The 11,996-nt window shown below is 39.9% G+C and carries 11 protein-coding genes; 7 read left to right on the top strand and 4 right to left on the bottom strand.

Features of this window, described 5'->3' with window-relative positions:
* Positions 1-44: 44 nt before the first annotated feature.
* The gene (locus tag ACFWE9_RS04120; protein WP_230157003.1) at positions 45-914 is read right to left on the bottom strand and encodes a LysR family transcriptional regulator; all 870 of its coding nucleotides are present in this window, start codon (positions 912-914) and stop codon (positions 45-47) included.
* A 161-nt stretch (positions 915-1,075) separates the two neighbouring features.
* Between ACFWE9_RS04120 and hpaB the strand changes: the two genes are divergently transcribed.
* Entirely contained in the window at positions 1,076-2,560 is a 1,485-nt protein-coding gene (hpaB, locus tag ACFWE9_RS04115) for a 4-hydroxyphenylacetate 3-monooxygenase, oxygenase component (protein WP_230157004.1), read from the top strand.
* A gap of 77 nt (positions 2,561-2,637) precedes the next feature.
* Here the strand turns inward: hpaB and ACFWE9_RS04110 are convergent, their stop codons facing one another.
* Genes ACFWE9_RS04110 through ACFWE9_RS04100 form a run of 3 tightly spaced genes read right to left on the bottom strand, consistent with a single transcriptional unit; the run spans position 2,638 to position 4,610 of the window.
* Complete coding sequence (locus tag ACFWE9_RS04110) at positions 2,638-3,021, bottom strand: 5-carboxymethyl-2-hydroxymuconate Delta-isomerase (protein WP_230157005.1); 384 nt, start codon at positions 3,019-3,021, stop codon at positions 2,638-2,640.
* Between the two features lie 30 nt (positions 3,022-3,051).
* Positions 3,052-3,825: a fumarylacetoacetate hydrolase family protein gene (locus ACFWE9_RS04105; protein WP_377355714.1), complete on the bottom strand. Its 774-nt coding sequence runs from the start codon at positions 3,823-3,825 to the stop codon at positions 3,052-3,054.
* Positions 3,822-4,610: a fumarylacetoacetate hydrolase family protein gene (locus ACFWE9_RS04100; RefSeq protein WP_230157007.1), complete on the bottom strand. Its 789-nt coding sequence runs from the start codon at positions 4,608-4,610 to the stop codon at positions 3,822-3,824. Before ACFWE9_RS04100 ends, ACFWE9_RS04105 begins: the two co-directional genes overlap by 4 nt.
* Positions 4,611-4,812: 202 nt before the next feature.
* Between ACFWE9_RS04100 and ACFWE9_RS04095 the strand changes: the two genes are divergently transcribed.
* The 6 genes from ACFWE9_RS04095 (at position 4,813) to ACFWE9_RS04070 (ending at position 11,975) form a co-directional block, all read left to right on the top strand.
* Positions 4,813-6,330, top strand: coding sequence for a 4-hydroxyphenylacetate 3-hydroxylase family protein (locus ACFWE9_RS04095; protein ID WP_230157008.1), 1,518 nt, complete (start codon positions 4,813-4,815; stop codon positions 6,328-6,330).
* Between the two features lie 174 nt (positions 6,331-6,504).
* Complete coding sequence (locus ACFWE9_RS04090) at positions 6,505-8,373, top strand: XylR N-terminal domain-containing protein (protein ID WP_377355711.1); 1,869 nt, start codon at positions 6,505-6,507, stop codon at positions 8,371-8,373.
* Between the two features lie 282 nt (positions 8,374-8,655).
* Positions 8,656-9,948 (top strand): asparagine--tRNA ligase, encoded by a 1,293-nt coding sequence (asnS, locus tag ACFWE9_RS04085; RefSeq protein ID WP_377355710.1) that lies wholly within the window; start codon positions 8,656-8,658, stop codon positions 9,946-9,948.
* 116 nt (positions 9,949-10,064) lie between these two features.
* Positions 10,065-10,760 (top strand): DnaD domain-containing protein, encoded by a 696-nt coding sequence (locus ACFWE9_RS04080; protein WP_230157011.1) that lies wholly within the window; start codon positions 10,065-10,067, stop codon positions 10,758-10,760.
* Between the two features lie 22 nt (positions 10,761-10,782).
* On the top strand, positions 10,783-11,439 hold the full coding sequence (gene nth / locus ACFWE9_RS04075; RefSeq protein WP_230157012.1) for an endonuclease III: 657 nt from the start codon (positions 10,783-10,785) through the stop codon (positions 11,437-11,439).
* A complete protein-coding gene (locus tag ACFWE9_RS04070) occupies positions 11,436-11,975 on the top strand; it encodes a YpoC family protein (protein ID WP_377355707.1) in 540 nt (179 codons plus the stop codon). Before nth ends, ACFWE9_RS04070 begins: the two co-directional genes overlap by 4 nt.
* Positions 11,976-11,996: the final 21 nt, after the last annotated feature.

The raw sequence follows: 11,996 nt of genomic DNA, 5'->3' as shown, positions 1-11,996 counted from the left end.
GGGGATTGATAAATCAAAAAGAAGATTCGGGGAAACTGGGTAACTCATTCAGAAAAGGTTTCTAAAAATTTGACGGCACCTTTGGAAAGATAACGTTCTTCGAGCCAGATAAGTGCGGCTTCCGATTGTACTTCACAATCTATGAATTCGACTATTTTTATACCTTGGGTTGAAAACGATTTGGATGTGGTACGTGGCATGATGGTAGCACCTATTCCTTCTTTCACTAATGATAGAATCATCGCTGCATCAGGACATTCACAAACAATGGTGGGTTCAAATCCATGTCTGAAGCATTCATCCACTATCAGTTCATAGGTACCTTGACCACTTACCCTATGCAGCAATAATAGGGGGAATTCCTTAATATGTTTAAATTCAATGGTGTCTGGAATATCCCATTCTTTTGGGATGACAAGTACAAAGTCTTCCGGTGGAAGGTGAATCGATGAGAACTGCTTACCGTTAATTGGAAGTCGTACGATAGCTAACTCGATTTCCCGGTTTAGTAAACCTTCCGTCATACGAAATGTATCCCCTTCCATTAACTTGAAACTTATTTCAGGGTATTTTTCTCTAAACGTTCTCATCCTTTGCGGAATGTAAGAAAAGCAAGTTTTTACTGACCCGATGGATAGAGTGCCCTTTAGCCCTTTACTGACTTCCTTCACTTCCAATAGTGTTTCTTCAAACTGGTTTAATAGAGCTTCAGCTTTTTTATAAAGGACCTTGCCAGTTTCAGTGAGTTCAAGTTTCTTTCCGTTCCGATCGAAAAGTTTTTCACCGATTTCCATTTCCATTAATTTTAGTTGCTGGCTAAGAGGTGGTTGAGCCATATGTAATTTTTTTGCAGCTTTAGTTACTTGCTCTTCCTGAACAATCGTCACAAAATACTTTAGTTGCCGGATGTCCATTTTATACACCTCATACATATGATTTTCATATACATATTCAATTTTTTAAGTATTTTATATATATCTTAACACATGGTATATTTTGTTAAAGTAATTAATTGAATTTTTTGAATTTATTTGTAAGCGCTTCATTCATATGGAAACTAAAGGAGGATACAATCATGCCGGTAAAAACAGGTGAAGAATATATTAATAGGGTAGACAAAGCAAAGGCGAATGTATGGATCAATGGAGAGCAAGTACAAGATAAGATCAGTGAACATCCAGCTTTTAAAGGAGTCATGAAAACTCAGGCTGAATTATATGACCTTCAGCATGATTCCACGAAAGAAGACATCATGACTTATACCTCACCTACTTCCAAAGAAAGAGTAGGAACCTCATTCATGCAGCCTCGGACAAAGGAAGACCTCGCAAAAAGAAGAAAAATGATTCAAGAATGGGCAAGACATAATAATGGAATGATGGGAAGGTCCCCTGATTATATCAACAGTGGGATGATGGCGTACGGTTCAGCTGCGGATATGTTCGGAACCCAGGATTCGGCATTTGCAAAAAATATGAAAGATTATTATGAGCTCTGCCGGGAAAAGGATTTGTCATTGACACATACCCTGATTCAACCGCAGGTTAATAGGGGAGTTAGTGCAGCAGAGCTTCCGGACCCTTACATCGCAGCACGGATAGCAGGCAAGAATTCAGAAGGGCTTATTATAAAGGGAGCCAGATTATTGGCTACACAAGGCGGGATTACGGACGAAATCATGGTTTTTCCTTCCACACTGCTTAAGCAATCCGAAGAAGAAAACCCTTATGCATTCGCCTTCTCCATACCTAATAATACCCCTGGATTAAAATTCATCTGTCGTGAATCATTCGACTATGGTAAATCACATTTTGATCACCCACTCGGTTCACGATTTGAGGAAATGGATACAATTATCGTTTTTGATGATGTAGTCGTTCCTTGGAATCGCGTGTTTGCATACGGGGATGTCGGCATTTGTAACCAAGCGTATAATGAGAGCAATGCGGTTGTTCATATGACCCATCAGGTGGTATCGAAGAATATCGTCAAAACTGAGTTCATTCTGGGGATTCTGCAACTAATGGTAGAAACAATCAATATTGGGCAATACCAGCATGTTCAGGAGAAAATTTCGGAAGTCATTATAGCGCTTGAAACGGTAAAAGCTTTCATTACAGCTTCGGAGGCAAATGCAAAAGTGGATAAATGGGGCATAATGACACCTGATTTCACACCGTTAAACATTGCCCGTAATTATTATCCGAAGATTTACCCTAGGTTCAGTGAAATCATGCAGCTACTTGGAGCCAGTGGATTAATGGCGATACCAAATGAAGCGGATTTCAATTCAGAGCTTCGACCGGATTTAGATAAATATCTTCAAGCAGCCAATGGAGGAGCGTATGAAAGGGTTGAATTGTATCGTCTTGCATGGGATGTATGCATGAGTTCATTTGGAACAAGGCAAACGTTGTATGAACGGTTCTTTTTTGGGGATCCGATACGTATGGCAAGCGCTTTATATAACGGCTATGATAAACAGGAATATGTGGATCGTGTCAAGGAGTTCTTAAACCGTTCAGAACATCTTGCTGAAATCGACCGAGCACGGCTGTAGTTTCATATCATTTCATATTTAAAGGCCTTCCTGTTGATCGGGAAGGCCCTTAAATATGAAACCGGAAGTTCAGGTGTTCATTTATATCTGTTATGGATATTGTTCTTTTTATATGTGCCAAAATCACTGAATTCGGAAAGCTCCATGGAAAGGGCTAGATATCTCTTAGAAAAGAGGGCTGCCAAATGGGATTCCATCGTTTCGAAAAGTTTATCACATACTTTGGTTTTATCACTTTCATGGCGTCCAGCGCCAATTTTAAGTATGGCATGAACAAACGCATCATCCTCAGAACCATCGGCGACCCGATAATGCTTCAATTCTATGGCCCGGGAGCGAATGCCGCCAATTGGAAAGATGGAAGGATAGGAGATCAGGACATCATTCATCTTCTTTAACAACTCGTCAATCTGGATTTCATCTTTAATATTGTCCGTATATTCTATAATAATATGAGGCATGTGATTAATTCCTTCCATTGAGATGGATTTTTAGGTGCGACGATTCCTGGCCTGAGGTAAAAGATCATCACCGACAATTGTGCTAATGAGTTTTCCGATCCCTTCAATTTCAGTGGTGATTTCATCGCCTACAGCGGTATCCGCCAATCCTTCAGGTGTGCCGGTCAATATGATATCTCCAGGACTCAATGTCATGAAGCTGCTGAAATATTCTATTAAATCAGCAATGCTGAAAATCATGTCTTTCGTGTTGCCTTCCTGAGTCAATTTTCCGTTGACGTAAGTCCTGATGGCAAGATTCGAAGGATTTGGAATATCTTCAGCGTCCACTAGCCATGGGCCAATGGGGGTGCATGTATCGCGATTTTTGACCTTTAAGTTCGGTCTGTAGTAATTCTCGAGATAATCCCTAATTGCAAAATCATTTGCAATTGTATAGCCACTTACATACTTAAGTGCTTCTTCTTTTTTTATGTTTTTCGCCCTTTTACCGATGACGACAGCCAATTCACATTCATAATGCATATAAGCTGCATCAGCAGGCCGTCTTGTCTGTCCCCGGTGGCCGATAAAGGTATTGGGACCTTTTAAGAACGCGAGGGGTTCTTCCGGCGCTTTAAAAGCAAGCTCCTTTGCATGATCTGCATAATTCAAGCCGAGCGCGAACACAGTACGGGGCTCCACTGGGGGAAGCCAAACAACATCTTGCTCGTCGACAATCCGGCCATCCGTTAATCGGAGCTGTCCATTATATTCACTTGCAAGATGTATGGCACCCGCATAGGCTACTCGAGCTCTCTTCATAAAATCCCCTCCAATGATAGTTTTTCTTCGGGTATTATTGAATTTTCCAAATAACCGATTTCGTCTATTTCAATTCTAATTTGATCATTGGCTTTTGCGAGGGGGGCATTCTCTGGAACACCAACTAAAAGAACGTCACCTGAATTCAATGTCATGAAGTCTGTTACATCCTCAATAAGGCGGGAAATGGAACGAATTAGATTTGAAGTTGAATTTTCTTGCTTTAGCTCTCCATTTATATATACCCGGATTCCTAAAGAATCGGGATTGGATATCGATTCTTTGGATACGACCCAGGGCCCGACCGGGCAAAATCCATCACGGGCTTTATGTCGAATGGCAGGTCGGTAAACGCTTTTATGCGGGATGCTGATATCATTGGCGATCGTAAAGCCTTCTATATAATCCAATGCATGTTCTTTCTTGACCCTTGTCGCTGTTTTACTGATTACAATACCAAGTGCCGCCCCGATTTCCAATTCAAGTATGCCTTTTGGAAGGGGAACCGGATTTAAAAAAGAAGAAAATGTGTTTCTAGGTTTAATATAAAGAATCGGCCCTTTAGGAGGCTCATTATAAGGAGGGTGGTGAAATTCATCCTTCAAGGCCTCCAATGTTCCTTTATAGTTTAATAATGTTCCATATACGGTTCCTGAAATAGGGATATCCAACTTTATTTGTGAAACCTCATATTTTTTTCCATTCATTAAAATATAGCGGTTTGATAATATTTCTATCTCTTCAGAATAATCTGATTTTTGTAGCTTCACTCTTGCTTTTGTCATGGACACTCACCCCTTGAATTTTATTAATCATATATGATATCGTATATGATTTTTTGTATAAGTTCAACATTTTTAGATTATTCAGTATAATTAGACAAAAATTGTTAGAAAAAAGATTGGATTCAACAGAAATATGCTTTGAACATTTAGTTAGTATGGAACTAGCAATTCAATTGAAAAATTGTGAATGGGGGATGTTCCGATGATGAATGGAAAAGAGTATTTAGAAAGTTTACGAGATGGAAGAACAGTATTCTTAAACGGTGATAAGGTCGATGATGTGACAACACACCCAGCATATCGCAATTCTGCCAGGTCAATTGCCCAACTATACGATGCTCTCCATGATCCAGTCACTGCACCGATTTTAACGGCAAAGACAGAAGAAGGCCATAGAACCCATAAGTTCTTCATGGCCTCAAAAAATGCAGAAGAACTTCTTGAAGCTAGAGATGCCATAGCACAATGGTCAAAACTAAGTTATGGATTCATGGGTCGTACCCCCGATTATAAAGCTGCTTTCACAGGGTCACTGGGACCATTTGCCGACTTTTATAAAGGATTTGAAGAAAATGCGAAAAGATGGTATGAAAAATCCACAAGGGATGTGCCATTCTGTAACCATACAATTATAAATCCGGCAATGGACAGGAATAAACCACTCCATGAAAACAAAGAAATTTTTGTACGTACAGTGGAAGAACGGGATGATGGAATAATCGTAAGCGGCGCCAAAATGGTTGGGACTTCTGCCGCGCTTACGAATTATAATTTCGTCGCTAATTATTCTCCTGTTGATCTTGGGGAAGGAGATAGAAGCCATGCATTGATTTTCTTTGTACCGATGAATGCGCCTGGATTGAAAATGATCAGCAGGCAGTCGTTTGAAGAAACCGCTGCAAAGACAGGCACTCCTTTTGATTACCCGCTTTCAAGTCGATTCGACGAAAATGATGCGGTCATCGTGCTTGATCATGTATTCATCCCATGGGAAGATGTATTTGCTTATAATAATGTGGACATTGCCAATGGATTTAGGGCCAAGACTGGATGGATGAACAGATATACTTTTCATGGGTGCACTCGGTATGCGGTTAAATTGGATTTTATGGCTGGACTTCTGATGAAGGCAACGGAAATGGCAGGAACGAATCAATTTAGGGGAGTTCAAGCCAATATTGGGGAAGTGCTCGCGTACAGGAATATGTTTTGGGCAATATCGACTGCGATGGCTACAGATCCGATGGAGGGGCCTAATGGCACTGTTCTGCCCAACAGCACATACGCTACTGCTTATAGGGTGTTCGCACCAATGGTCTGGCCAAAAGTGAAACAAATATTTGAACAGGTGGTAGCAGGCAATCTCATTCAACTCCCATCAAGCTCCAAGGACTTTCTAAACCCTGAGGTGCGACCGTATCTCGATAAATATTATAAGGGTTCAGGTGGGGTTTCAGCAGTAGAAAGGGTTAAACTGATGAAACTGATATGGGATTCCATCGGAACGGAATTTGGCGGCAGGAATGAGTTATATGAAATCAATTATGCGGGAAACCATGAAAATATCAGGCTTGAAACGATGAAAATGGCAGATTTAAATGGTCAATCGGATACATTCAAATCTTTTGTAGATCTGGCAATGAGCGATTATGACCTTCATGGCTGGACAAATGATAAGTGGATTAATGCCGAAACTGGTTTAAGTGCTAATTTGAACTAAATCGATAAAAAATTTCATACGAATGAATGCAGCCCATGATAACGGGAAATGTGGTTCGTAGTAGCATCCCTCCGGTTTTTCCATGACGAAAAAATGAATGCGTTTACATTTCTCTTGATAGCTAAGGTATGGAAAAAGTATAATATTATGTAAAAGGAAAGCCGGAGGGGTATCATGACGAATCTTTTGAATCTCAAGAATGATGAAGGTGAAATTCATTTAAATGATGAAAGGATGATCCTAACTTCCTCTTCGATTTTCGGCACCCTAAGAAAGGATTTGATCGAGACTATTGGATTTGAAAGAATGAAATTTTTTTTAATCCGTTATGGCTGGAATATCGGGGTCAAAGATGCAAAAAAGGCACTTAAAGGGGATTTGTCAAGTGTTAAGGAAATATTGAAACAAGGCCCCATTTTACATATGTTACAGGGCTATACAAAAGTTAAGACTACGAAATTGGAATTATCGATGGTGAATCAAGTGGATGTAGACTCCGTGAAGGTTGAAGGGGTGTGGGTGAACTCCTATGAGGCCGAGGAACACATTACCCAGACTGGCATCGCAAAAAGGCCAGTCTGTTATACATTGACGGGATATGCAAGTGGATTTTATTCTACGGTCTGCGGTCATGAAGTGATTTTTAAAGAAAGTGCCTGCAAGGGAGCAGGGCAAGCAGAGTGTAGATACGAAGGTAAATCCATACATTTATGGGGCAGGGAAATACAAGATGAGGTTAACTATTATAAAACGAAACCGATTGTTCAGGAACTAGCCTTAACGTATGAAATGCTGCTGGAAGAACGTAATAGCTTGTCTAAGGTGATGGATATTCATAATCTGTTGACAGAAGAGCTAATTAGCGGAAGAAACCTTCAATCTATAATGAGGATGGTTTATCAAAAAACTAAAATGCCTTTATTGATGGAGAATTTCCATAGCAATCAGGTTTATCATGCTGGATTTGACAACGGTAAGGCAACGGAGGTTAGAAATCAGCTAAAACTCAAATGGGAAAATGGTCCAGACACATTGGAGACCGGGAGTATCGTAACAGATGGCATTAAACTGCTTTATGCTCCCATTACGTTACAAAATCAAATTTACGGCTATTGTGCTTTTGCACTATCGAATCGTATTGAAGGTAAAACGAACCTGGAAATCAATCAAATGATTCTTGAAAGGGTGTCCATGGCCTGTTCCTTATTCCTCTTAAATGAAAAAAACAGTTTTGAAGCTCTTGAAAGGGTAAAGGGCCTATTTCTGGAACAAATATTAAATGGTGAATTTGCTTCTAGAGAAGAAATAATCAATAAAAGCATGTATCTAGACACTTCATTGGATCACCCTTTTACCATTGTTTTGTTAAGCTATCAAAATCCCTCCACTCAAAAGGTCGAGAATGATTATTTCATTCAGCAGAAAATCATCGAGGAGATTTATAGTTTTTTTAAAAAGCGGAATCAAGTCGTCTTAACGGCCTTAAGGGATGGCAATATCGTATTGCTTATACCTCTGCGGCCTGAAAATGAATCACAATCTTTAACTTACCTCAACCAGGAATGCATAAATCATTTATATGCCGTTTTTGGCGGATATCACTTTAAAATGGGAATCAGCACGATAAGTAATGAGTTGGAACGGGCTGATGAGGTTCTCCAAGAAGCTTTAACCGCTCTTAGAATGAACGAAGGGCATCGGAATATAATCAAATTTGAAGAGGTCGATCTACTTTCCATTTTAATGCATACTGGAAGTACTCCAGCCGTCCTTCAAAAAGCGGAGAAAATGATGGGTCCATTATTGTTGAAAGAAGATCCAAAAATGAATGAGCTATTGAAAACTCTCTATGTATTTCTGCAATGCGGCGGTAATCTCGAAAGTAGTATGAAAGCATTGAACATTTCAATGAGTGGTTTACGCTATCGGATCAAAAGACTCGAAGAACTTCTTGCCTGCCAGATAAGAAATCCTAAAAGTGCTTTTCAATTATATGCATCATTAGAAACCCTGTTAAATGCGAAAATGATAACCATTAGTTGATAGTGGGGCAATCAACTGTTTTAAAGCTACAATGTCAAATTTATATACATATAACGTTATGCATCTTACAACATGGGCGGTCCCATATAAGCAAATTCGTTAGTAAATATGTAATCTATCATGCAATGCGGCGAATAAGCTTATTTAAATCAAAAAAAAGAGAAAGATAAAAGGCATGCAGACTTCCACTTCAAGTGATTTATTTGCTTGTAGGGAGGGCTATGGGTATAATAAGTAGAGTAAATTCGATAGTAAGTTAAGCTATTTTTGGAGGGAAATTCCGTGAAAATTACAATAAAAGATGCTAGCAAATTCGTCGATCAAGAAGTTACCATTGGAGGCTGGCTTGCAAGCAAACGTTCCAGTGGGAAAATTGCTTTCCTTCAAATCCGTGATGGCTCTGGTTTCATTCAAGGAGTGGTCGTGAAAGCCGAGGTTGGTGAAGAAATTTTCGCTCGTGCGAAATCGGTTTCGCAAGAGACGTCCTTGTATATTACAGGTGTCATACAAAAGGATGAACGCTCTCCGTTCGGTTTTGAATTACAAGTGAAAGATATTGAAATCATTCATGAATCATCGGATTATCCCATTACACCTAAAGCACATGGTCCTGAATTCTTAATGGATAACCGTCACCTGTGGCTGCGTTCAAAACGTCAGCATGCTGTCATGAAAATCCGGAATGAAATCATCCGTGCTACATATGAATTCTTTAATGAAGAAGGGTTCGTTAAAGTCGATCCGCCAATTTTAACTGGAAGCGCTCCAGAGGGAACAAGTGAATTGTTCGCGACTAAATACTTTGATGAGGATGCATACCTATCACAAAGTGGTCAGCTCTATATGGAAGCGGCAGCCATGGCACTAGGGAAGGTATTTTCTTTTGGTCCTACTTTCCGGGCAGAAAAATCCAAAACAAGACGACATTTAATCGAGTTCTGGATGATTGAACCAGAAATGGCCTTCATCGAATTTAAAGAGAATCTCGAGGTTCAGGAACAATTCGTTACCTCCATAATTCAATCTGTATTGAAAAACTGTCAGCTTGAGTTGAATACACTAGGCCGTGACACAACAAAGCTTGAACAAATTAAAGCTCCTTTCCCACGGATTACATATGATGAAGCCATAAAGTTCCTTCATGAACAGGGTTTTGAAGATATCCAATGGGGTGATGATTTTGGAGCGCCGCACGAAACTGCAATAGCTGAAAGTTTTGATAAACCAGTTTTCATCACTCATTATCCAACCAATATCAAACCTTTCTATATGCAGCCAGACCCTGAGAGGGGAGAAGTCGTTCTTTGTGCCGATTTGATCGCTCCAGAAGGGTATGGGGAAATAATTGGCGGTTCAGAGCGGATTCATGATCAGGAATTGCTTGAACAAAGAATCAATGAGCATGGCTTGAGCGAAGAAGCTTACAAATGGTATATGGAATTAAGAAAATACGGTTCTGTACCGCATTCAGGCTTCGGTTTGGGGTTGGAACGTACGGTGGCTTGGATCAGCGGAGTTGAACATGTACGTGAAACCATTCCATTCCCACGTCTATTAAATCGATTATATCCTTGATCTCGTAATGAAACGGTTATCTTGTCATATTTGGCAGATAACCGTTTTTTGTTAAAATTATAAGCTTATTCGGAGAGCCATATTCATGTTATACTTAATTAGAGGTGTCCAAAAACATGAATAAAGAACATTTATATGCGTGGTTTAAGGAAGGAACGATAACGATTCCATCCTTTTTGTTGACTAACTATAAGACAATGGGACTAAACGAACAAGAAATGGTCCTATTATTACAATTGCAAAGCTTTATCGATAAAGGCAATCATTTTCCTGCACCATCCCAACTTTCTGACCGAATGACATTACAGGAAACGGAATGTCTATTCTTAATCCAGCGTTTGATTCAAAGGGGATTTGTGGAAATGGTGGTTGAAGGGAACCAAGAAATCGGTCAGGAAAAATATTCCCTTGATCCCCTATATGAAAAAATGATGGACTGTTTCTTGAAAACGTTGAAACAGGCAGAATCAGCTGAGGTGCAAAAAGCTGGGGAGAGCCTTTATACGATTTTTGAGAAGGAGTTCGGCCGCCCCTTATCTCCATTTGAATGTGAGACATTGGCAATGTGGATGGAGGATGATCACCAACCTGAAATCATTAAGTCAGCTCTTAGGGAGTCAGTCATTTCCGGAAAATTGAACTTCCGTTACATTGATCGTATTTTATTCGAGTGGAAAAAGAATGGAATAAAAACCTTGGAACAGGCAAGGGCGCAAGGACAAAAATTTAGAGTCCATCAAAAAAGGGACAGAAAGACAGAAACTGCACAACCATTGAAAGATGTGCCCTTTTATAATTGGCTTGAGCAGTAATGTAAATTGAAGGAGAACAAATATGTTGAATAAAGCTCAAATTCGATATTGTCTGGATACAATAGGTGAAATGTATCCGGATGCCCATTGTGAGCTGAATCACTCCAATCCATTTGAATTGGTGATTGCTGTTGCACTGTCAGCTCAATGTACGGATGTACTAGTCAATAAAGTCACTAAGGATTTGTTTCAAAAATATAAAACGCCTGAGGATTACATAAGCGTACCGATAGAAGAGTTGGAAAATGACATTCGCTCAATCGGTTTGTTTCGTAATAAGGCCAAAAATATTCAAAAGTTGTCACGAATGCTGATCGAAGAATACGGTAAGGTGGTTCCCAGGGATCGTGATGAGCTCGTTAATTTGCCTGGTGTTGGCAGAAAGACGGCGAATGTAGTCGTATCCGTTGCGTATGGTGTGCCTGCTATAGCTGTTGATACTCACGTAGAGCGTGTTTCCAAGCGTCTGGGTATATGCCGTTGGAAGGATAGTGTCCTAGAAGTTGAGAAAACGTTAATGACTAAAATCCCAAAGGATGAATGGTCAGTTTCGCATCACCGTCTCATATTCTTTGGACGCTATCATTGCAAGGCCCAGTCACCGAAATGTGAAACCTGCCCGCTTCTCGAATTATGCCGTGAGGGGCAAAAAAGAATGAAAAGGAAAGAGGCAAAGTGACGCAGTTCATATCCTTGAAAGTGCCTGCAGAATTAGAGCATCTTTTGTTTTTCCCTGAAAAGGAAACCATCTTGGAGAATGAGCACTATAAAAGATGGAGTGGATCAATCCCATTCGAGTCATTTCCATATGAGTTACTTTATTATAATAATGTAGAGTCGTATGCCCCTTGGACAAAGGGAGCGGAACATGTAAAGGAACTACTGGACAAGTGGAAGGAAATTGATTCTGAATGCAGCTCGTTATTTTCTGAACGAAAAGTGAATCAGACTTCGGGACTTATGAAACAGGGCATCAGTTTATTTTTAACTGCAGTCTTCTGGATGCATGGAAGGCCAGTGATATTGAGCTCTTTGCAGCGACAAATTGAATCCTTGAAAGATAATCCGGTAAACCTGGCTGAAAGGCTTTCTTTCATAATTGCAAGACCTGCTTTTTTCCATTCCTATAGACAGCTTAGTGAGTTGTTCCAGGAGTTTGAAAAACAATATGCGAAGTACTTGATCAAAAATAAGAACAGCAAAAAAAACGTCTAAGCTAAAAGCTTAGACGTTTTT

The organism is Peribacillus sp. NPDC060253 (genome assembly GCF_042727425.1).
GTDB lineage: Bacteria > Bacillota > Bacilli > Bacillales > DSM-1321 > Peribacillus.
The sequence above is the reverse complement of the archived record's forward strand: the minus strand, read 5'-3'. Positions and strand labels throughout refer to the sequence as shown.

Excerpts from the sequence above, each read along its gene's own strand:
- nth (WP_230157012.1), top strand. The coding sequence starts at position 10,783 with ATGTTGAATAAAGCTCAAATTCGATATTGTCTGGATACAATAGGTGAA.
- ACFWE9_RS04090 (WP_377355711.1), top strand. The coding sequence starts at position 6,505 with ATGACGAATCTTTTGAATCTCAAGAATGATGAAGGTGAAATTCATTTA.
- ACFWE9_RS04110 (WP_230157005.1), bottom strand. The coding sequence starts at position 3,021 with ATGCCTCATATTATTATAGAATATACGGACAATATTAAAGATGAAATC.
- ACFWE9_RS04080 (WP_230157011.1), top strand. The coding sequence starts at position 10,065 with ATGAATAAAGAACATTTATATGCGTGGTTTAAGGAAGGAACGATAACG.
- ACFWE9_RS04105 (WP_377355714.1), bottom strand. The coding sequence starts at position 3,825 with ATGAAGAGAGCTCGAGTAGCCTATGCGGGTGCCATACATCTTGCAAGT.
- ACFWE9_RS04100 (WP_230157007.1), bottom strand. The coding sequence starts at position 4,610 with ATGACAAAAGCAAGAGTGAAGCTACAAAAATCAGATTATTCTGAAGAG.
- hpaB (WP_230157004.1), top strand. The coding sequence starts at position 1,076 with ATGCCGGTAAAAACAGGTGAAGAATATATTAATAGGGTAGACAAAGCA.
- ACFWE9_RS04120 (WP_230157003.1), bottom strand. The coding sequence starts at position 914 with ATGGACATCCGGCAACTAAAGTATTTTGTGACGATTGTTCAGGAAGAG.
- ACFWE9_RS04095 (WP_230157008.1), top strand. The coding sequence starts at position 4,813 with ATGATGAATGGAAAAGAGTATTTAGAAAGTTTACGAGATGGAAGAACA.